The sequence below is a fragment of the Candidatus Abyssobacteria bacterium SURF_5 genome, assembly GCA_003598085.1.
Lineage (GTDB): Bacteria > Abyssobacteria > SURF-5 > SURF-5 > SURF-5 > SURF-5.
Genome location: QZKU01000019.1, coordinates 54,969 through 77,393, shown reverse-complemented (window position 1 = coordinate 77,393; position 22,425 = coordinate 54,969). Strand labels below are relative to the sequence as shown.

17 protein-coding genes are annotated in these 22,425 nt (G+C 53.4%); 6 read left to right on the top strand and 11 right to left on the bottom strand.

Features of this window, described 5'->3' with window-relative positions:
* The first annotated feature begins 22 nt into the window (after positions 1-22).
* The 3 genes from C4520_02200 (at position 23) to rlmD (ending at position 3,179) form a co-directional block, all read left to right on the top strand.
* Complete coding sequence (locus C4520_02200) at positions 23-742, top strand: HAD family hydrolase (GenBank protein RJP25706.1); 720 nt, start codon at positions 23-25, stop codon at positions 740-742.
* An 84-nt stretch (positions 743-826) separates the two neighbouring features.
* Positions 827-1,618 carry an SDR family oxidoreductase gene (locus C4520_02195; GenBank protein ID RJP25705.1) on the top strand — a complete coding sequence of 264 codons (792 nt, stop codon included), beginning with the start codon at positions 827-829 and terminating at the stop codon, positions 1,616-1,618.
* 304 nt (positions 1,619-1,922) lie between these two features.
* Positions 1,923-3,179: a 23S rRNA (uracil(1939)-C(5))-methyltransferase RlmD gene (gene rlmD, locus C4520_02190; protein RJP25704.1), complete on the top strand. Its 1,257-nt coding sequence runs from the start codon at positions 1,923-1,925 to the stop codon at positions 3,177-3,179.
* A gap of 40 nt (positions 3,180-3,219) precedes the next feature.
* On the opposite strand, the gene C4520_02185 is transcribed toward rlmD, so the two are convergent.
* The 5 genes from C4520_02185 to C4520_02165 form a co-directional block, all read right to left on the bottom strand.
* Positions 3,220-3,984 carry a hypothetical protein gene (locus C4520_02185; protein RJP25703.1) on the bottom strand — a complete coding sequence of 255 codons (765 nt, stop codon included), beginning with the start codon at positions 3,982-3,984 and terminating at the stop codon, positions 3,220-3,222.
* A gap of 39 nt (positions 3,985-4,023) precedes the next feature.
* Positions 4,024-5,211, bottom strand: coding sequence for a DUF4185 domain-containing protein (locus tag C4520_02180; protein ID RJP25702.1), 1,188 nt, complete (start codon positions 5,209-5,211; stop codon positions 4,024-4,026).
* 272 nt (positions 5,212-5,483) lie between these two features.
* Positions 5,484-7,556, bottom strand: a complete 2,073-nt coding sequence (locus C4520_02175; protein RJP25701.1) for a hypothetical protein — start codon at positions 7,554-7,556, stop codon at positions 5,484-5,486.
* A gap of 387 nt (positions 7,557-7,943) precedes the next feature.
* Positions 7,944-9,776, bottom strand: a complete 1,833-nt coding sequence (gene typA, locus C4520_02170) for a translational GTPase TypA (protein ID RJP25700.1) — start codon at positions 9,774-9,776, stop codon at positions 7,944-7,946.
* A 145-nt stretch (positions 9,777-9,921) separates the two neighbouring features.
* The gene (locus tag C4520_02165; protein RJP25699.1) at positions 9,922-10,140 is read right to left on the bottom strand and encodes a cold-shock protein; all 219 of its coding nucleotides are present in this window, start codon (positions 10,138-10,140) and stop codon (positions 9,922-9,924) included.
* Positions 10,141-10,541: 401 nt separating this feature from the next.
* Between C4520_02165 and C4520_02160 the strand changes: the two genes are divergently transcribed.
* From C4520_02160 to C4520_02150, 3 genes are all read left to right on the top strand, one after another.
* Positions 10,542-10,967 (top strand): hypothetical protein, encoded by a 426-nt coding sequence (locus tag C4520_02160; GenBank protein RJP25711.1) that lies wholly within the window; start codon positions 10,542-10,544, stop codon positions 10,965-10,967.
* A 299-nt stretch (positions 10,968-11,266) separates the two neighbouring features.
* Positions 11,267-13,162 carry a HAMP domain-containing protein gene (locus tag C4520_02155; GenBank protein RJP25698.1) on the top strand — a complete coding sequence of 632 codons (1,896 nt, stop codon included), beginning with the start codon at positions 11,267-11,269 and terminating at the stop codon, positions 13,160-13,162.
* Between the two features lie 9 nt (positions 13,163-13,171).
* Positions 13,172-14,521, top strand: coding sequence for a sigma-54-dependent Fis family transcriptional regulator (locus tag C4520_02150; GenBank protein ID RJP25697.1), 1,350 nt, complete (start codon positions 13,172-13,174; stop codon positions 14,519-14,521).
* Between the two features lie 20 nt (positions 14,522-14,541).
* Here the strand turns inward: C4520_02150 and C4520_02145 are convergent, their stop codons facing one another.
* From C4520_02145 to C4520_02120, 6 genes are all read right to left on the bottom strand, one after another.
* Complete coding sequence (locus tag C4520_02145; GenBank protein RJP25696.1) at positions 14,542-15,261, bottom strand: hypothetical protein; 720 nt, start codon at positions 15,259-15,261, stop codon at positions 14,542-14,544.
* On the bottom strand, positions 15,230-17,476 hold the full coding sequence (locus C4520_02140) for a hypothetical protein (protein ID RJP25695.1): 2,247 nt from the start codon (positions 17,474-17,476) through the stop codon (positions 15,230-15,232). Before C4520_02140 ends, C4520_02145 begins: the two co-directional genes overlap by 32 nt.
* A gap of 15 nt (positions 17,477-17,491) precedes the next feature.
* Positions 17,492-17,920 carry a hypothetical protein gene (locus C4520_02135; GenBank protein RJP25694.1) on the bottom strand — a complete coding sequence of 143 codons (429 nt, stop codon included), beginning with the start codon at positions 17,918-17,920 and terminating at the stop codon, positions 17,492-17,494.
* Positions 17,921-17,934: 14 nt separating this feature from the next.
* Positions 17,935-19,140: an aspartate aminotransferase family protein gene (locus tag C4520_02130; GenBank protein ID RJP25710.1), complete on the bottom strand. Its 1,206-nt coding sequence runs from the start codon at positions 19,138-19,140 to the stop codon at positions 17,935-17,937.
* An 83-nt stretch (positions 19,141-19,223) separates the two neighbouring features.
* Positions 19,224-21,266, bottom strand: a complete 2,043-nt coding sequence (locus C4520_02125; GenBank protein RJP25693.1) for a U32 family peptidase — start codon at positions 21,264-21,266, stop codon at positions 19,224-19,226.
* Positions 21,267-21,291: 25 nt separating this feature from the next.
* Positions 21,292-22,416, bottom strand: coding sequence for a hypothetical protein (locus tag C4520_02120; GenBank protein RJP25692.1), 1,125 nt, complete (start codon positions 22,414-22,416; stop codon positions 21,292-21,294).
* Positions 22,417-22,425 lie beyond the last annotated feature (9 nt).

Genomic DNA, 22,425 nt, shown 5'->3' with positions numbered 1-22,425 from the left:
ACTACATTTCGACTTCCGGAAAATCGAACCCCCAAAAAATAAGGGGTTTTTGCAGATTTTTGACCAAACCCAAGCCCAAAGTGTCCAAAATGAGTTTGAGGCGATTCTCTTTGATTTCGACTACACGCTTGTTGATTCATCGGCCGCGATTACCGAATGCATCGGCTTCGCGTTTCGCGAGCTTGGCCTGCCGGAAGCTTCGGCCGGGAAGGCGCCGCAGATTATAGGGCTGCCTCTTCATGAAATGTTTCTGCGCCTGGTCGGAGCGGATCATGTGGAGAAGCTGGAGGAATTCGTTCACCTCTACAGAAGACGCGCTGATGAAGTAATGGAGTCCAAGACAATCCTCTTTGCTTCCGTCCCGGAGACGCTCGAGAAATTGAGCAAATGCGGAATCGTTCTGGGCATCGTTTCGACGAAAGGCCGCTTCAGGATACGCCCGATACTCGAGCGCGAAAAAATCCTGCAGTACTTTCAAGTGATCGTCGGAGGAGAAGATGTTTCGGCGTACAAGCCCAATCCTGAAGGCTTGCTGGGCGCGATCCGGCAGTTGAGGAGCAACAGGGCGCACTCGCTGTACGTCGGGGACAGTATCATCGACGCGGAGACCGCGATGCGCGCAAATGTTCCATTTGTCGCTGTCCTTTCCGGCGAGACCCCGAAAGAACGGTTTGTAAATTATCCGGCATACGGCTTCATCCATGATCTTGGTGAACTGCCGGCCGTGGTGGGATGCGAATAAGAGACGCACTGTGACCCTTGACCGTACCAGAATGATCTTTTGGACAAGAGCAACCTGCTATAAAGAATCCAGGAGGAAACCACAATGATTTCAAAACCGACCATCTTTATTACCGGCGCGGCCTCGGGCATCGGGCGGCAAACGGCTCTTCTCTTTGCGAAGCGCAACTGGTTCGCCGGCATCTTCGACCTGAACGAAGGGGGCCTCCTGTCGCTCCAGGCCGAGGTAGGTGAAACCAATTGTTGCACAGAAACGATGGATGTGGCGAACCCCGCGAGCGTGAAGGCGGCGGTGCATTCCTTTGCCGAGGCTACCGGCGGCAGGATGGACGTTCTCTTCAACAATGCCGGGATCGCAAAAATGGGCCCAAATGAATATATCACTCTTGAAGACCAGCACTTGACCGTCGACATCAACTTCAAAGGGATACTCAGTTGTATACATGCGAGCCTGCCGCACCTCAAGCAGACGCCCGGCAGCCGCATCATAAGCATGTGCTCGGCGTCCGCAATTTACGGTATTCCCGAATTGGCCGTTTACTCAGCGACAAAACACGCCGTGAAAGCGCTCACCGAGGCGCTCGAAATCGAGCTTGGGAAGTACGGGATCACAGTCAGCGACATCCTCGTTCCGTATGTCAGAACTCCCCTTATCACTGATGCCGCCACGAAAGCATTCAGCGTCGAACGGATGGGCGTGCGGGTCGAGGCGGTCGAGGTAGCCGAAACAGTATGGAGAGCCGCCCATAGCCGCCGCCTGCACTGGCACATGACGGCAAGGCTCAATCTGCTTCGCGTCCTCTTTTGGGCTTTCCCCTTCGCCAAAAGAAATTTGATAAAGTCACTCGCCGCGCCACCCGAAGTTTCCCCCCGCTAGGCGCGCCTATTCAGCGTGCCAAAGGCAGGTCTGACAGGCAAAACACGTCGGACCGAAAAGTCGGACCCGCCCGACTTCTCTTTTACCTGGCGACTGCGCTGGCCACCACCGACGACATCTCGAGAGATTGGCCGAATGAATTCGGCCCTACCGTGCCGGCTCGCCATCGGTTGGTGCGAATTTTATTCGCACAGCTCTGCCCATTGATCGAGAACAAAGGAAAGCTTATAATTTACTTGAGGATTTCATTCGCTTCCGATCCCCGCATTCGCGCAAATTCCGCACTACCGGATCGCCGGGAAGCATGCAAATACATAAAATAAAAATAGAGAAAATCGTCTCGGGAGGTTATGGCCTGGGTCGGCTCGATGGCCGGGTGGTGCTCGTGCCTTACGGCGCGCCCGGAGATGAAGCGCTGATTGAAGTCGCGCCGGCTCGCAAAGGGGTTTTATGGGGCACTATCAGTCAAATGATCGATGCTGCCCCCTCGCGAGTCGATCCATTCTGCGCACACTATGGGCGTTGCGGTGGCTGTCAGATTCAGCATCTCTCATATCCTCACCAGTTGGAATGTAAGCGGCAGTTCTTGGAAGAGGCGCTGAGACGCATCGCCGGCATCTGCTCTATGGAGGCATTCTCCTGTTCGGCCTCGCCGGCCCACACCGGATATCGCAGCAGGGTGCGGTTTCACTATGACAAAGGCAGGGTTGGCTTCTTTACGTCTCGCAGCCACGAGGTTATCCCTCTGAAAAGCTGCCCGATGCTGACGGATGGAATTAACCGGTGTCTGGAACAGTTCGGCTCTTTTGTTTCGGATTATCCTCTACCCGGGCTTTCGGAAATTCAGATAACGGAGGATGCGGATGCGCGCGTGATTCTGACACTGAATGTGAACGTCGCGCCGGAAGCAAACGTGATTGAAAGATTTCAGAAAAGTCTGGATGTGGCGGGAGCGGTCGCCAAAGCGGGTTCCCGAATAATCCCTTTGTGGGGGGAGCAGTATTCGAATCATTCAGTTGAAGGTAAAAACTTTCGCGTCGGTCCCGACTCCTTCTTTCAGGCTAATACACTCCTGCTGCCCGCTCTTGTCCACGAGGCAATGAAAGCAATTAGCCGAACCGAGATCAGTTATGCAGTTGAACTCTATGCCGGAGTGGGAGTTTTTTCGCTCTTTCTTTCGGAAAAGGTGAGAAAACTTGTGGCGGTCGAGGCAAATCGGTCTGCGGCGGAAGACGCTGCGCACAATTTGATTGATCGCAAAAACGTCGAAATAATGCCTGTATCTGCTGAGGACGCTCTGGATTTATTGACAAGAAAGGGCGCCAAACCTGAATTGGTGTTGCTGGACCCGCCCCGCGAAGGCTTATCAACCGCCGCGCGTCGTAAGCTTTTGCAGATGGCGCCGCGTCAAGTAGTCTATATCTCGTGCGATCCGGCCACGCTGGCGCGCGATGCCAAAATGTTTGTCGCCGGCGGATACCGTCTCGAGACAGCCAAGCCGCTGGACATGTTTCCGCACACGGCGCACGTCGAATCCGTTTGCAGCTTTGTAAGAAGTTAGAAGATCCCCTCCTTCCTTCGATGCCCGCACAAGACCTTCTTTATTTGCCCGTTTTAGCTCTTCCGATACGCCTGCGAACCTTATCCCACGAGCCGGTGATCAGGAAGCTCTCGTCCATATCTTTCATCATCTGGAGGAATTTTTTCATCGGCGCTGCGAATGAAAGAATGTTCTCTTTAACGAACGGTCTCGCCGAGACATCGAGCATCCCGACGACCGCCCGCGGGTTTTCCCGGCTTCGCTCGGCCAGCGGATAGCTAATGATGCTGCCGCAGCCGGAACAGAATGGAGCGATGACGCCCTGCGGGTCGAGTGTGCGGAAATTGGCGAGCGTAAAGAGGCCGGAAAGAACGTCCGGGGCCGCGAAAAAGACGACCGCCTGCGGGTCATCGTTCTCGGTCAGTTTGTCCCAGCGCTTGAATACAAGATATTTGCCTTCCGCAGGCACAATCGGCATGTCTGTCACATATTGCTCGACCAGTTCTGGCGTCTTTTTATAGCGTTCGCCTTCGAGCTCGCCCGGAATCCCGTATGAGAGGAAATATTTGAAGTTTGGAAATTCCGGGGCGGGAAATCCGGAATAGCGCACTCCGCCGAAACAGCCGATGGTCTCTTGTGAGAACGAGAGAATTTTCCCTTTCGTGACAGGGCCGAGCTGGCCGATCATGCAGACGTGCCCCTCGACCGGGCGCAGGTTTTCGGCATATGCTTCATCATTCGAGTAGTAAAAGACAAAGGGCAGATCTGCGTTTTTGAAATACTTCTTCCATTTATTGAGGAATTCTTCCATCAGCTTGAGGTCCATATTTTCCTCCAATCATTTTCGGTACGCCGGCGAAATGGATTACAGACCAAGACGGATGCGGATGAACCGCGGCCGATAGATGTCGGCATACGCGAAATGGTCCCAGAAGTCGAGCGTGTTGACGTTGTAACTGATCAGCAGTTCGCCCGGCCGCGACAGGTGAGGGTGCGCCTTGGCGTTATACGTATAAATGTCCGGATCGAGGGCCGGCTCGGGACAAAGCCATATCTTTATGATAGGTCCGAACGGCCCGATAGGCGTGGAACCGACACGAATGGCGACATAATCGCTTAAGGTGTCGAACTGAAACACGAGAACGAAGCGTCCGTCAGGCAACGGGCTCATGCTGAACTCGGAGGAGATCCGTCCGGCCAGAGGAGCAACGGTGCCGATATCCGGCGACCAGGCAAACCCATCCCAGAAGCGCCACATCGAAAAATCGTCGAAATGTTCCGGCAGAACGCGCGCAGCGACCAGTCTCTTGCTATAGGGATCATTCTGATGGCCGTAAATGTAAACATATCCGTCCGGAGCAGGCGCTTCGGCCTCAACCGTGTTCGGCATGATTGCATTCCCGAAGATGATATCGCCTCTACCGTCTGAAGGAACATAAAACAGGGGCGTGTCAACTTCTGTATATTCAGAGAGCGGGTCGGGCGCATCGGGCGAAAATGTCAAAAGCGCAACTCCATCGACCGCGAAATTGAACGCGCCGCCGTCGCCTTCCCTCATGCGCATTGCAAAAAGATATATTTTGCCGCCGATCGACGCGCCATCGCACAGCCAGTACCAATCGCCCGGCTGAGCGGCGGGAGTATTCGGCACGAACAAGGCAGCGGCCTTTCCCTCTTCATCTTCTTCCCAGATGAAATTGATTTTGTCAGGTTCCGGCTCGCCGCTCCGGAGAAGCGCACCGGTATTGTTGACAATGGTGGTCCCCCGCAGCCGCCTGCCATCCGTGCCGACGTCCCCAATAAAGGTATCGCTGAATACAAAAATAGTGTGAGTTTCGGCGGCGCTCCCATGGGCTTCCACGCCTGACAGCGGAATCGAATAAATTCCGTCGGCGCCGGTCCAGCCGGAAGTGCCGTCGAATAAAATGTCCCACTCCCGCGCCCGCTCGACCGCCCAAACAGGCGCCTGCTCCTGTCCGTAAGCGGCGACAGAGAACAGAGGCGCAATTAAAACCAAAACTACAGCAAGTGCGAGATAACATCTTCCAACCATTTCGATTCATTCCTCTTTTTAGTACCAAAGAAAGGACGATCCAAACGAGAAGCCGAAAATGCCGTTAACGATACAAGCTTGTTCTGGAGTTGGTCACTAACGCAGCCTTTAATTTAGCGGAAACGGAGGGAAAGATCAACTGCACTTGACGCAAGAGGCGGGCTTGGCCAGTGATGTTCGAAACGATCGGTAAAAAGGCATCGCGACTGACAAATCAGTCGCGATGCCATGCCTAACGACAATGAGGCGGTTAAAGAATTCAGGAATGATTATCAATGTTTGAACAGCATCAGCCACTCAACATAAACGGCCAGCGAATTTTCGGGTATTTCGACACTATTCGTGGCATTGTCGAGCGCTATGGCAAAATATTCACCCGGCTCATAGTGGCCGTGGTCGACACAGGCCTGCACCAACTTCGTAATGTCCACGCTGTTATGAGGATCATCTGTGATGGTGCAACTTTCGTATTCCGTCGTCGAGCGGGTATTGCGACAAATTGCTTCAAGATAAGCTGCCGTCGGATAACAGCTCACATTTGTGCCGGTGCCCGTTAAAAATTCTTTCCTGAAGCCGGCGCTTCCGTGCCAAGTGGTACATCCAGTGTTCTCGTGCCAGCCCCAACAATGGGCATAAAGAGTATTAAAAACCGGGTTTTCGAGTTGGAACGATCCCTCGGGGATCGTGTATATTAGAGACGCCTTCTGAATAACGGCGTACTTGGGAACGCTCAAACCGAACCTCCAGTACCCCTTTTTTCCGTTCCCGATTTGCACTGTTTCTGAATACACATTATTGTTGATGCCGTCCGAAAAAGTATCTTCATAATCATCTCTATCCTCTTGATCCACCAGATCTCCCTCGGTCTCGTTTTTCATATAGTATGTTGCGCTGAAGAACTCACGAGGAGCCCAAGTGACAGAGAGTCTGGTAAGACCTTGAAAAACGTTGTCTTTCCATCCGCCTGTCCCGCAAGCCAACCCAAAATAATCGCCTTTTGCGTATTCATAATGGCGATCTTCAAGAAGATTAAAGAAATTATAAGAGTCGTCCCACGTGCTGTTCACAAAATTCTGCACCAAGCTGCCTAAATTGTGGGGTAGTGTGTATTCGGTCCACTCGGGTATTATCGGGAGAATCTCCTCCGTAACATTTCCGAATCCGGGTATACCGTTGGGCAGCAGGCACATGCCGTAATCTTCGAAACCGTCGCCGGTTTTGTTGTCCCAAATCCCGTCCGGAACAAGGTGAGAAACTGAAAGATCAAGATACCCCGGGCCGGGAGGAAAGCTTCCTGCTGGGTAAGGCGGCTGTTCATGCCATCCCGTTACCTTCAAAGTTGCGGACTTGATAACAGCTCCACGCGTTATTGGATCAAGTATCCATCTCCAGCGGGCGCAGTTCAAATCAAGGCGGCCGTTAATCTGGTGCTCATAATCATACTGAGTACAACCCGTGTAATAGTACCCGTTATCATTGTAGTAGTTGCCGTTGCCATCCCACGGCCCCCAGATCAGGAAAGTATCGTCATGTATGTCAGCGACTTGAAAAACGTCAGTTGACTCGTCTCCTTCTGGATTTTCCCGCGCCTCCTCATCATCCCATTCGACATGCAATCTGGGCAAGAGATAGTCGGCAATAGGAGCAAGAGGAGGATCATAATAATCAGGATCCAGTTGTGCATATGCTCTGCGATACGCTGAACTGGCCCCATAACTTTCTATAAAATAACACCTCAGGCCAAAGTAGCTTTTATCCGGAACGGCCGGATCGTATCTCTCGTCGCTGACAAATCGCTGGACCAGATTCGAAATGTCGGGGCTGCGGTGAACGGACAACCACGTCCAATCATCGGCCAGGTACCAGTCCATCTGTGTCCCCATAACGGGGATACTATCAAGCCCATAGGCCGAATAATTATTTTCATGGAACCCGGGATACGTGCCGTTCTTTTCCCACTTGCCATCCGGCACGAGCGCCCGGAAAGTGCTCTTCACAGGAACCGTTGAATTGAAGCAGCCGGTAAGTTCCAGATAGGCTTTTCTGATAACCGCATTTTTGGGGATTGCGCTTGGAAATGCGCTGCCCAAATCCCATCTCCAGTAGGAACTGAATTTAAAACCGCCCCACGTGCCAATACATTGCTCATAGCTGTAGACCTTGTTTTGAGGAGTGATCCCTCTGCTGCTATAGGTGTCATCCTCAAATGCGGCAATAACAAAATCATAACTCTGGGTCTCGGCTACGGCAGACCCGCCGCAGAACATCAAAAAGACAGCGACAACAGTTGATAGTGATGAGTGAAGGACGAGAGCGCGCAGCTGGAGAAAGAATATCTTAGTCATGGCAGTATCTCCCTTTTCAGATTCCTGCGGCCATAGTGAAAGGGGATCAGAAAAAGCCGTGAAACAACGTGACGTGAAAGGGCCGGTTCCTCCTTTCGCGGAAAGTGTGAGTCGCGCCAATTGCCGAACGGAAGAGATTAGAAAATAATTTTATCATAAATATTCGTTGTGTCAATGGAAATTTGTTTGCAAAAATGCGGGGCAATTCCGCAAACCGGCCAATCTGGCATTCTAAGGTTCGAAGTGCCGCGGAACACCGATCCCCGCGCTTGGTGGAATTTCAAGAGTCGTCGCCAAATCGAGAAGACTCTTTTTGAAAGGATACACGCAGACTGAAAGGGAATGTGGATCAGCTGGATGGCCTCACGATGATCCCTGATTCAGCCCTCAGTCGAGAGTGCCGTTGGTTGGTTTGGTTTTCGTTCTGGGTCTTTTGTTGGCCTGGAGGATTCTTTTGCGCAGGCGGATGGATTGGGGGGTGATCTCGACCAGTTCGTCTTCTTTGATAAATTCGAGAGACTCCTCGAGGCTCAGTATTCTTGCCGGCACCAGTTGCAGGGCCTCGTCCGAGCCGGCGGCCCGCATATTGGTCAGCTTTTTTTCTCTGATGACATTGACATCGATGTCGTCACTTCTCGAATTTTCGCCGACGATCATGCCTTCATAGACGGGCGTGTTCTCGCGGATAAAGAGGGTGCCCCTCGATTGCAGTCGGAATAATGAGTAGGTTGTTGCCTTGCCCTCACGGTCGGCCACCAGGGAACCGGTCTGCCGTCTGGATATCGGGCCGTGCCACGGTTCATGCCCGTCGAACAAGTGATTCAACAATCCGGTGCCGCGGGTGTCGGTGAGGAACTGCGAACGGAAGCCGATCAACCCTCTCGATGGGATTCTGAATTCAAGCCTGGCGCGTCCATTGTCGCCATAGCGCATCTTTTGCATTCGTCCCTTTTTCAGGCCGAGCTGCTGTGTCACCAGGCCAACGTACTCTTCCGGAATATCAACGAGCAGCAATTCCATCGGTTCGTGCAGGACGCCATTGATCGTCCTGGTTATTGTTTCCGGCATCGACACCGAGAGTTCATACCCTTCGCGGCGCATCATCTCGACCAGGATGGCCAACTGCAATTCTCCGCGCCCGCTCAACCTGAAGGCATCGGGATTGGAAAAGTCCACGGTTATCGAGACGTTGTAGAGTAATTCCTTTTCGAGCCGCTCTCTGATGTTGCGGGACGTAACGAACCTGCCCTCTCTTCCGCCGAGCGGCGAGTTGTTGACGGAGAAGATCATCGAGATGGTCGGCTCATCCACCTTGATCCTGGCTAACGGCTTCGGTTGCTCCTTGTCGGTAACGGTATCGCCGATGTTTATGCCTTCGAGTCCCGCCAGCGCAACGATTTCACCGGCCGAGGCAGAGTCGGTTTTCACCTTTTTCAGATCCGAGAACGTATAGATGGAGGTTATCTTCGTTTTTATGATATCGCCGGCGTTGTTGATCATGGCGACCTGATCGCCGACGGTGACTGTTCCGGAGAAGATACGCCCGACGGCAAGCCTGCCGATGTAATCGTTATAATCGATATTTGCGACCAGCATCTGCAGAACATCTTCCTTATCTCCGACCGGTGCAGGAATTGCCTCGAGCAGGAGTTCGAAGAGGGATTTCAAGTCGGCCGAGTTCCGCCCGATCTCCAAGGTCGCGGCGCCGGCTTTTGCGTTTGTATAGATAATCGGAAAGCCGAGTTGTTCGTCGGTGGCGTCAAGATCGATGTACAGATCATAGATTTCGTCGATCACTTCTTTGATTCTGGCGTCGGACCTGTCTATCTTGTTGATGACAACAATCGAGGGCAGATTCAGTTCGAGAGCCTTTTTAAGAACAAACCTGGTTTGCGGCAGAGGACCCTCAGATGCGTCCACCAGCAACAACACGCCGTCCACCATCTTCATTGTCCTCTCGACTTCGCCTCCGAAATCGGCGTGGCCGGGCGTATCGACGATGTTTATTTTCACGCCGTTGTATTCGACCGCGGTGTTCTTAGCCATGATGGTGATGCCTTTTTCGCGCTCGAGGTCCAGGTTGTCCATCACGCGTTCCGCTATGGTTTCGTTTTCGCGAAAATGACCCGCCTGCCGCAGCATGCCGTCAACAAGGGTTGTCTTGCCGTGGTCGACATGCGCTATGATCGCTATGTTTCTTATGTCGTTGCGCTTCATGATCTCTTCTTGCCGGGAGACATTTCCGGGTTGTGGGGATGTAATTTTCCCGCGCGATGCGGTTTTAGGCCCTTCGGCTGCGGGATAAAGTGAAAACCCCGCATCGAAACGAATCGATGCGGGATTTGCGCAGATAAGATGAAGACTCTTACAGTTTCTCCACGTTTACTGCCTTCAGACCCTTCGGGCCCTGGACCGTATCAAAACGGACGCGGTCATTCTCGGACAGGGTTTTGAACCCGCTTCCGTTTATTGACTCATGATGCACGAACACATCTGGTCCGTTGTCCTGGGTGATAAACCCAAAACCTTTCTGGTCGCTAAACCATTTTACTGTTCCTTCTGCCAATCGATTCACCTCCTTCATCAAATATTGAGCAGCGTCTCCTGATCGCAAATAAAAAAAACCCGCAAGAGTCACCAAAACTCTTACGGATCAAACCGAATTTTTCTAACTCGTTTTCGCTTCCAAGAGTCTTACTCTTCCAGAACTATATCATGCCTGAACGGCTTTGTCAAGTTTCCCGCAAGTATACAACGGCCCGGGCTCATGAGCCTCCGGCATTCGTTCTTTCTCCTGAGGAAATAATTTTCTTTTGTAGCAACGGAGAAGGCGAAGGGATTGAACTTCGCGGCAGCGCTATATTACAATTGTTGGAATGGCAGCGAAATTGCATGCAGAATTGGCAAGGATTCCCGGTGTCGCAAGATCATATGGGCAAAGGTGTTTTTGAGCAGCCAGGGGAGAGGAACGGGAGAAGAAATGCCATGTTAAAAGGTCTCTGGAAAAATCTCTATTTTTTGATCACGGTCGCATTAATTTTTCAGTTCGGTTGCGGAACGCTTCTGTATCCGGAGCGAAGGGGGCAAAGAAGCGGGCGGATAGATCCCGGGGTAGCGATTTTGGACGGCGTCGGATTATTGCTTTTTGTCATTCCGGGCCTCATCGCCTTTGCCATCGACTTCTCGACCGGGGCGATTTATCTGCCGGGAACGGCGAGAGGGTCTTGGGAGGCGCCGGAAATGGACAATGTACGACAGGTGAGGTTCGATCCGGAGCATAGCAGCCTGTCCGATATCGAAGGGATCATCAAGAAAGAGACGGGGTGCGAAGTTAAATTCGGCCAGGATACGGAGGTTTTTGAGTTGAATTCAGTTCAGGATATGGTGGCGCACCTGAGTCTGAGACCCTGAGTATTGGAATTTTGATTTGCGAATGCACTAGTTCCGGCAGATTAGCCGATTGCAAAGGGAAAAGAATGCTTTTGGCAATTTTCGAGGAGAATAGGTAATTCCTTTGGCAGTCAAGAATCCGGGCTCTGCATCCATCGGTTTCCACTCCAGCGTCAAGAGGTAAGCATTTCCAACCCAAAAATCCATCAGAGGCATACCGCAACTTTCTGCAAATATGCAGCACTTGCCATACCGACTCCGCGGGTTGTATGATTTTAAGTAAGCACTTATAGAATTTTGGGATTGAACATGGCACAGCAATGAAATTGACAATACGCACGAAACTTCTTCTTGGTTTTTTGATCCTCATGCTCCTGCTGGTGGCCGGGTACGTAGTCGCCGAATATCGTCTCGACAAGGTCAAACGGGCCAACGCGAAAATCCGCGAGGAATGGACTGAGATAAGGCTGGTTAATGAGATCCAACTTTCCATTGACGGTTGCGTCAAGGATCTGGCTGGATATTTCATTTCAGGTGATGACAATGAGAGAGGCATGCTTCTCCGCAAAGTACGTTCGACCGTTCAGCAGGTGGAACAGCTGGAGCAGCTTCAGGTGGTGAGGGAAGAGGAAATCCGTGAGGAAAAGTTGCATCGGGAGCAAGAACTTGCCTGGATTAATTCTTTCAAGAAGGACTTCTCCGAAATCGAATCGGTTTTGGAGGAGATATTGACACTGGAAGATTTGAGGGCCAATGAGCGGGCCATTCACCTTTTTCAGGAACTGACGGAGCAGTCTCAAACAGTGATAGAGGACCTGAAGCAATTTCGCTCAACCGCCCAGGACGAACTTGAGCGATCGATCGGAATCGCGCGCAGAGAAGAACAACTTTCAGATCGCATCCTGATGTTCAGTGTCGCGGGTATGTTGCTGGTCGGGCTTGCCTGCAGCATCGTGTTCTCGAAATCGATTGCAACTCCCATAATCGATTTGAGAAATCGCTCTGCTCAGATAGGAAAGGGAAATTTTGATTATCCCAAAACCGTCTCTTCAAGGGATGAGATCGGAGACCTGGATCGGTCGCTTCAGACGATGGCGATGAATCTAAAGGAACTGTATGAGAAACTGGAAGACCTTGTTCAGGAGCGGACCGAGGAACTGAAGAAGGCAAACGAACATTTGCAGCAGCTTTTCAATGGAATAACGGACGGCATATCAGTAATCGACCGGCAGTTCAAGGTTGTAAACACAAATTCAGGCCTGCGAAATTTGATCCGTCTTTCGGAAGACGCGCCGCAATCCCACTGCTATAAGACATGCGCCGGGCGCGATACGATCTGCGAGCGATGCCCGGCGGCGCAAACCTTCAATACAGGACAGAGCAGCGCCGCTGAAATGATATGGCACATCCACGGGCAAAAGCTGCAAGTGGAAATCCGTACATTTCCCCTTTCCCAGAATGGCCGACCTCCGGAAATGGTGATTGAATACATCAAAGATGTAACGGAAAAAAGGATAATGGAGCAACAACTCCTTCAATCGAGCAAGCTGGCGGCCATCGGCACGCTGGCGGCCGGCATTGCGCACGAGATCAACAATCCCCTTTCCGGCGTAGCGTACGCTGCGGAGGCTGCCGCCAATCAGTTGAACTCATATGCTCAGAAGGATGAAGTATGCCGCTATCTCAAGACAATTCTGGCCGAAGTGTACCGTTGCAAGGCCATCACACAAGGACTGCTCGATTTCTCGCGGGAGAGCGATACCGACAGGGAATTATGCGACATGAACGAAGTCGTCACCTCTACGCTGGAACTGCTCGACTTCAGACTGAAGAAGAAAAGAGTGGTCATACAGAAAAACCTGCACCGAGATAAGGCATATCTGATCGGCGATGCGATTCGCCTGAAACAGGTCGTCTTCAATGTCCTGTGTAACTCGCTGGACGCCGTTCCCGACGGAGGCAGGATCGAGGTGTCTGTTCTCAAGGAAAGGGATTCGGTTGTGACAGAAATAGTTGATAACGGAAAAGGAATACTGCCCGAGAATCTGAATAATATTTTTGAACCGTTCTATACGACGAAACCCGTCGGGCGCGGCACTGGCCTCGGCCTGGCCGTCTGCTATGGAATCATACAAAAACACAAAGGGGAAATAAGGGTCAGCAGCCCGGGGAAGGACCGAGGGACAAGCGTGTCGATCAGGCTGCCGGACAGATAACGGACGACCATGGAAAATGCAAAAACGCCCATAGAAATTCTTCTCGTCGACGACGATCCACAAATCTGCAATTTGCTGGGGGGTGAACTCGAACGGATCGGCCATCGGGTCGTCACGCGGATGAGCGGCAGCGGTGCCCTGGCCGAGCTGCGAAACAGAGAGTTTGATGTCATACTCCTCGACATCAAGATGAACGAAATGGACGGCATGCAGGTTCTTGAAGCTGTCAAGAAAATGGGAAGCCTTTCAGAGATAATCATGCTGACCGGGCACGGCACGATCGACCGCGCCACCGAGGCGATGAAACTGGGAGCTTACGATTTCCTCACGAAGCCCTGTAAGCTCAAGAAGCTTGAAATCGTCCTGCAAAAAGCGTATGAAAAAAAGGTCATGCACACGCAGAACATTGTGCTTCGCGATCTTGTGTCCCCCCGCTGGTCCGAGACGTTCATTGGGAAATCGAAAGCAATTAACGATGTGCTGAGCGTGGTCGATAAGATCGCGCCGTCGGACGCACCGGTATTGCTTCAAGGAGAGAGCGGTACGGGGAAGGAGCTGATCGCCAGGATGATCCATACCAGAAGTCGCCGGCATGACCAGGCCTTTTTGGCCGTCAACTGCGGGTTGCTGCAGGAGCAACTGCTGGCGAGCGAGCTGTTCGGCCATGAGAAGGGGGCTTTTACCGGGGCGGTGCAAAGCAAGCCCGGTCTCTTCGAGGCCGCCGACGGCGGTACTCTTATGCTGGATGAGGTTTCTGAAACAAGCTCATCAGTGCAAGTAAGCCTGTTGAGAGTGCTGCAATCGGGCGAAATCCGGCGGGTTGGAAGCAATACTGTTCACAGGGTGAATGTCCGCGTCATTTCGGCCACAAACCAGAACCTGACGGAAAGAGTGCAGCAGAATCGATTTCGCGAAGACCTTCTATTCAGACTGAACGTAGTGACTATCGAGATGCCGCCGCTGAGGGAGCGGCCCGCCGACATCCCCCTCCTCGCCGAACATTTCCTGAATCAGACGGCCTATCAAGCTGAAAAGAAAACGTTGCTCCCCGAAACGATTCAGGTGCTCAAACGTCATCATTGGCCGGGAAACGTCCGTGAATTGAAGAACGTGATCGAGAGGGCGTGCCTGTTATCGGACGGCCCTCAGATAAGGCCTGAAGACCTGGCCTTGACCCCGGAGCAATCGGGTGAAGATGACGGGGAACTGGAAACGCTGCCGCTCAGCGAGATCGAGAGGCGGCACATTCTTCGCGTCCTCCGCCACCACGGCGGCAACAAGAGCCAGGCCGCCAAGACTTTGGGCATCAGCCTCAAGACCATGTATAACAAGATCGAGTCGCTGAATCTGAGGGTGTGAATCCCGGTCGATTCCGGCATCTAAGCGGGGCTGAGGCCAAAATGCGGCTTCAGATGATCCATGAGAACCGAACAGAGGCGGAATTCCTGTCCCACGAAGAAATGATCCCCACCGGGTATGATCGAAAGCCTCTCGCTCGAATTGATCCGCTCGCAGAACGCTTTTATTTCACCTATATCGCACGCAAGGTCCTGATCGGATGAAATGAAGTATTTCGGGCACTCGATTGACTCAACGAAACTCAGGTCATACTCGCCGACCGGCGGCGATATCCCGAAGGCTCCGTCCACCTTTCGTGAACAGGCAACGCGGAGAGCCGTGACAGCCCCGAACGAATATCCGCCGACCAAAACAACGTGCGGCTGTGACGGCAGACACTTCAGCAGGTGATCGAAGGCCGCCTCGGCATCGGGGACCACAATTCCGTAGTCCTCGGAATCCATGATCGACTCCCAGAACTCAAATTGCTCCATTTCATCTGTCCAGGGGCCGTCGCTGTTGCCGACTCCCGCATAATCGAAAGTCATGACTGCGCATCCGTGCGCACTGAGGGTGCGCGCAATATGGACAATCACGTTGTTCTCCATGTCCCCTCCCAGATGGGGGTGCGGAGAACAGAGGAGTACGGCCCGTGTGGGAATGAGGCTCTCATCGTAATAAAGTCTGCCTCGCAAATGAAACCAATCCCTCATGAAAGTAACGCCTTCCTCAAGAAGCATCCTGATATTCCTCCAACGCATGCGTGCTGACTACCAGAGCGGGTTTCGGCTCCAGAGGCGTCACCGGCGTAAACCTCACCAGCAGTACGGGCAGCAGAAACAGATCGCATAGCAGGGCGAGCATTATGCTGAAAACCGAAAGAAGCCCGAAAAGCCTGGTCGGCCCAAAGTCGGAAACAACCATCACAATGAAGCCGGCCCCCAATACCAATGTAGTGTAAATCGCGGGGGCGCCCACCGTGGCTGTGGCCATGGCGGCTGCCGCCGAAGGCGCACTTCCGTTCTCCAGATAACGGAAGTATCGATGCATGTAATGAATAGTGTCGTCCACAACAAGGCCGAGGGAAACGGAGGCGACTGTCACCGTCGCCGGACTGAGGTCGATCGCCAAGAACCCCATGAGGCCGAGAACGGCAACGATGGGGATCGCATTCGGTATCATGCTGAGCAGTCCGAAGCGGATCGACCGGAAGTTTAATGACATGATCACGCCGATAATCAGCAAGGCCATTGCAAAACTCTTCATGAAGGTCACGAGGAGGTATCTGTCCATTGAAGCGATCAGCGGGACGACCCCTGTCAACTCTGCGGTGATCCCCTCGGGCAAGACCGCGTTCACGAACGACTGAATGTCGTCCATGGCGCGCTCGTAAAGGATGGAATTCATTGTGAGGCCGCGGCCTGAGATGTGAGTCGCGCTGCGCTCCCGATTGATGAAAGAATCCTCAAGGTCTTTAAAGAGCGCCGCGATCCGCAGACCTTCCGATGCGGGAGCAAGTGCGTGAGGGGTCGCAAAACCAGCCTGCAAGGAGCGGACGGAAAAGGAATGGGTGATGTGAGGTTGTTCGGCAAGATAGGCTTGGATGCGATCGATCGCAGCCAGCGTTGCGGGTTCCCCCAGTTCGTCCCCCCGCAACAATATCTCGAATGGACTGAGTCCCGTCAGGTTTTCTTCAATGAACTTGTATGTCCGCCTGATTTCGCCGTCGGCGGGAAAAAACTTTAGAGTATTTGCCTCCACATTCAGCCGAATTATACCCAGGAGGCCGACGATGCTCAACAAGGCGAAAGCGGACAGAATCCATACCGGCCGCCTGGCGTTTACCGTCTTTATAAAGGACAGAATCTTATTCAGAGGACTAACATCCTCGGAGGCGGCGGATAACCCGGCCCCGCGCTTAAACGCTATTGAAGCGGGAGCCAGCAACATAGTTATGACAAAGGCGAATGCGATCCCGAGCATCGAAACCAGGCCAAAGCTTCTGACCGGCGAGAAATGGCTTACAGCAAGCGACCCGAAGCCGACCGCAGTTGTGAGGCTTGTCATCAGGCACGGCCTCCATACATCTCTTACCGCCTCAACCACTGCTCTTTCGGGCGGTTTGCTTCGGATATGATGCCGGTAGCGGCAAAGCAGGTGAATGGAATCTCCGACGGCGGCCACGAGAACCAACGGCGGCATGACGGCGAGCACCATGTTCATTGTGCCGCTTATCAGCGAAAAGATTCCGAGCGACCAGACAATGCTCATGCCCGCGACCGCAAGAGGGATCCTGACGCCTGCCGGGCGATGAAACATGGCGAGCAGGATACCCGCCGCCATGATCACCACCAATGGAGTGAAGACACGCGGGTCGCGTCGCGCAATGCGGTCGAGTTCGGCGCTCATGACGGGCGGCCCGGCAAACCGCAGATCCTTGTCCGGACAAACCTCTGCCGCCGCTTGTCGTATCGCGCGCACCGTCCCGTTTCGGTCCTTCGTCCCGTCGGGCGTCAGCACCGCCACGATCGCGGTTGTCACGCCGTCGTCGGAGATCAAGTTTCCCGTAAACAGCGGATGTCCCAGGACTCCCTCTTTGAATCGATGCAGCGGCAGCGCTGCCCCGACGGGCAGCCGCGATACGATGTTCCGATAAACTTCGGAGAGACTCCAAACCCGAGCAACCCCTTCGATGCTTTCGACTTTCTCGGAAATCTGATAATTCAACTGGAACGATTCTCTCGAAAACAGGTCGGTATCCGAGTAGACCACCAGCACGAACTCTTCGGTACCAAACATCTCCACAAATTTCTCGTAGGAAAGCCGCCGCGGGTCGTCATCGAGCAACCACGTCTCAATCGAATTATTCGTCTCAAGCCTGAAAACGAAAATTCCCATGACAATGGTAATGCATGTCAGCGCCCGAAGGATTTTGCGGGAGTGACAAGTAATGAGGCGGCTGTAAAGAACGAACATGAGCGGAGACCGTTCCTACCTTTTGGGCCGTAAAGTATGTTTGCGAAAATAAATCGGAAGGAGAGTGGACAACTTTATCAGCATTTGCATTCCGCCCTTGACCTTGACGTGCCCCCGGAAGAATGCATGAGCGGGCTGCACCTTTGCGGTTATGATCTGCATCAGCGTGGCGTTGTCCATCGTGATGACACAGGGCGCTTCGACTTCGCCGCAGGGAACCGGGGGCTTGATCTTGCCTTTCTTGATTTCGAAGAGCCAGTTGCCTCCCTTCTCTCCCTCGATGCGGAACATGCATGTAAAGTTCGTATTGCCGATCGTGATGTCCTCCTTTTGCCGGATCAATTGCGGCAGGAATTCATTGAAGTATTCGCGGCTGTCGGTAACCGTATCGGGCAGCCCGGCTGAGATTGTGTCGGATGAAGTCCTTTCGTGTACAGAATCCATTTCGATCTCTCCTTTCAAGGTTCCACAAACGAGAAGACGCTTTCCAGTGCCTCAGTCAACCGATCGATGTCTTCTTCCTCGATCACGAGCGGAGGTTGGAAAGTGAGCACGTTTCTTGCGGCGCCTGTTTTGCCGGCAAGCACACCGGCGTTTTTCAGTAATTCCAGAATATGATCGGTATCTTCAGCGGCCGGAGCCTTTTCCTCCCCAACAAGCTCGATCCCGAGCATTAATCCCTTGCCTCGGACATCGCCTATCAAGCGGTGCCGGTCCTGCAGTTCCAGGAACCTTTGTTTCAGTACCCCTCCCAGAAATTCCGCTCTTGATACCAATCCTTCGTCCTCAATTACGTCCAGCGTGGCGAGGGCTGCAGTGCTGGAGACGGGATTTCCGCCAAGGGTTGATGCGCTGGGACGTGTAAAGCAAGCCGCTATGGAATCGGTCGTCGAAAACGCGCCGATGGGGGTTCCATTAGCCAACGCCTTCGCGGAGGTGACGATGTCGGGCATGATATCGTAATGCTGGCAGCCGAACATCTTACCCGTTCGACCATAACCGGTTTGCACCTCGTCGGAAACAAAAAGGATTTCATAATGATCGAGTATTTCCCTCACTCGCTCGAAATAACCCGGCGGAGGAGTGATTATGCCGCCGTTGCCTTGAATAGGCTCAGCAAAGAATGCCGCCACGCGGCCGGAAGTGCTCGTCGTTATGGCCGCCTTGACCTCCAGCGCACACTCGATCTCGCATGATTCAACCGAAAGACCCAGCGGACAGCGATAACAGTACGGGCCGGCCACATGAGTAATGCCGCCTACCGGCGCAGGATCCGTACGCCAGAATGACAGGCCGGTGAGGCTCATCGTGAGCTTCGTCCGCCCGTGGAGGCCGTGGCGCAACGCCAGCATTTCGCTCCGACCGGTATAAATCTGCGCCAACAACGCGGCGCCTTCATTGGCTTCCGAGCCGCTTGCGCAAAAGAAACTCTTCTTGATGTCACCCGGCATGATCGCAGCCAGCCGTTCCGCGAGGTCTACGATCGGCTGCGTAAGATAGATCGTTGTGGTGTGCTGCAGCGTCCTCACCTGTTCGCAGATGCGGTCCACAATATAGGGATGGCAGTGGCCGGCGTTGACGACTGACACACCCGAATAGCAGTCGAGATACTGCTTTCCCGTGTGGTCGAACAGGTACTGACCCTTGCCCCGGACAAGTTGCATTGGCTCCTTGTAGAAATGATAGACGCAGGGGATGAGATACTCTTTCTTCTTTCGAACTATTTCACTCGGACCGATACCGGCGACTATCGTATCTCTGTGCACGATATTTCCTCCTTCATCAAGTGGCCAAGACTCCCCAACACTCCGTGCATATAAGCCCCCATGCTGAACGGTCGCGGGCTGATCCGGATCAACTTTTCGTAATCGTTCTCGCGGAGCGAAGGACAGTCGTTGCTTCCGGCAATCCGGTCTACTTCCCGTCGATACAGTTCAACGATGCTCTTGAGATGCCCCGCCTCGTAATATTGCCCCTCAATTCTAAGAACATGAACTCCTGCCTTTAGAACACTCCTCAAGAGGGGAAGCAGACAGATATCAAAAGGAAGCAGCAGGTGATTTCGGCAATACTGGTCGATCATCAGTGGATATATCTGTCCCTGCTCGTCTTTCAACGCATACTGCTGTCTACTGCGACAGGGCATGGGGCAATTGCCGTTTGGGGGAACATAATCGATGTTCGCAGCAGCCAGGCAATGCTCCAGAACGGCTCCCAATACCGGTCCGTGAACAACAAGCTCTTCGGGCAGAATGCGCTGCCGACTGAGAGACAGAGCTTCCTCGAGGGAGGCTTCCGCCGCAGGAGTGAACCGTTGTACGTTCAAGCTCCTCATGAGCTTGATGCTTCCGATATTAAGAATCGAAAAATTGAAATCGGCGACAACCTGCCCCGGAAAATATGTATTGGCGAGCCGAAGCGCTCCCAGGTTTGTGGCCAGGACGGAATCGATTAGATCAATTGGTAGACCCTGGAACAGGCGCTCGAGTTCCCACAATTCTCGCTCCGTGCTGATTCTCGGCGTGGCGATTCCGGCGTTCCTTCCCGATGCCCGGGCGAACGAGGCGAATTCCGCGATCGAGCCGCCGGTCCATCGCGTTCCCTCCTCGAAGAAGACTTCTCCTGCGACATAAACGAGGTCCGCACCCGCTTCCAGCGCGCCATACGCAGCCTCGGGAGAGCCTGCCCGCACTGCCAGGCGAGGAACCGGATTGCAGGCGTGCTGTTGATCACTATTGCGGGAAGCCGATGCTGCAAGGTCGGCCATTCCCTTTGCGTTCTGGAACCGAATCCCGGGAGCATGGCTGAAGAGGCGCGGCTCCCGCTTGCCGGAAAATCCGATGGAAGACGATCCGGGATTGCCAAATGCATAACAGGACGAAAAATCGCGGACCCGGTTGTTTTGAAGGTCGCTGTACGCGTCTCCGTTCTTGCGGTATGAACAGGGAGCTTCCCAATACCTGTCAATCTCCTCGCGATAGGCTTGCACAATCGGTTTCAGAAATTCAGACGGACGCATCCTGCCCTCGATTTTGAATGAGCATATTCCGGCATTCACCATCTCCGGTATATTTTGAAACATGCACATGTCGTTTCGAGCGAGCAGATATGGTCCCGGGCGGCCGTTTTTGACAGAGTCGCCGTTCTGCGCGTCGACAAGGTCATATGGCCAGCGACAAGGCTTGAGGCACCGCCCCCTGTTGCTGCTTTCTCCGAAGAGGATGCCGCTGGTGAAACACTGCCCGCTCTGAGACGTGCACATATCGCCATGGATAAAGTATTCGAATTCGAGGCCGGTTTCCCGCCACATCGACTGCACTTGAGCAAGCGTGATATCCCGCGACGTGATGATGCGCGTAATCCCCAATTCGCCCAGGGAAGTCGCCATGGCGCTGCTATGCACGTTCATCATCGTGCTGGCATGCTTTTCGAGCTTCAAACCTAATTCGCGGGACAGATGGAGAACCCCGAGGTCCTGCAAAATGATTGCGTCGACGCCGATGCTTTCAAGAAATTCGAGGTAGCGGGAAAGCCGGCTCAGTTCCTCGTCCCCGAGAAGACTGTTGACGGTTACATATATCCGTTTGTCGCGCTCGTGACACCACTTGACTGCTTCAGCCAGTTCCTCTGCTGAGAGGTTGAAGTCAGAGCGGTGAAGACGCATGTTGAAATTCTTGCCGCCGCAATACACGGCGTCCGCCCCCGCGCTTGTTACCTCTTTCAAGGTCTGCAACGTACCTGCAGGAGCAAGCAGTTCCGGCTTTGTCATTCTTCGATTCATCAAGAGCACCTGCTTTCCTTACCGCAAATATCCCTCAATACAGTCCGGTCTTCAACCGATTCCTCATGACCGGCAACGGCTCCGGGCAACGGAACCCGTCTTGCACAAAACCCAGATGTTCAACTCTCTCAGGGGGCGGGATGCGCTCGGCGCTATCGCGTTCGCACATGTTGACGATCAGTCCGCTGGAATCCAGTCGGTGAAACATGATCCTTCCTCGCTCGCCGTAGGCGACCCTTGTTTGGAGCACTCGCTCGTCAGGGATGGCTCCCTCGCACAGGGGGATCAGGCGAATGACAAGTCGATTGCCGTGTGGATAGTAGTCGATTGGCCGAGGCTCGACGGGAAACAGTTCCGGACACATTCCAAACAGGGTATTGCCGTAGCCTGAAATATGAACCGCGTTGGGGAACATGTCTTGCCGAAAAGCATCGTACCTCTCATGGGTCAGAGCGACTCCTCCATAATGCACGCCTCTGATTTTCAGGCGCTGAGATTTGGTCATCCCCTCGCTCAGAGCCGCCAAGACGGAAGGTGTTGTAAAAAGCACTCCAACGTCCTGGCTGTCCAGGATTCCCAGAGCCTGCTCGATTACGTGCTCAAGGTATCTCCGACTCCCCATTGAGCCGGATTTCATTTTCTTAGCCCATCGCGCATCGAAATCCACCGAAAATGGGTCCATGCTTTTCAGTCGATTGGCGCAGGCGCGCGCGGCCTTTCCGATTATGTGTGGGCCGGAAGGACCTATATACAGCCAGTTTTCCTCGCGTGGAAATCGCATCGCATTCGCGGCACGGGAAAAAGGCTCTATAAACGCGCCGCTGAACTCCTCTTCTGAGTAGGCGGTAAGCTTAGGCGCGCCGGTTGAGCCTGCGCTGTCACCAAGAACAAACGTTTGCTTTTCCTTTAGTAATGCCCGAGGAACAAACTCTTCCACTGACAGGCCTCGCAGTGACTCGTCATCCATCAACCCCAGCTTCCAAAGATCGTCCACTTCTTTCACTTCACTTGCAACATCAATCCCGAGTTCTGTCTGTCGTCTGAGCCAGTACGGGCTCCCATGTTCGGGATGAAAATGCAGCGAGAGTATATTTCTCAGATGAGTCTGCATGCCATCCAAGATGTTTCCCACAACTTTGTCTGAGGTCCTTTGGAGCATGGACATTCC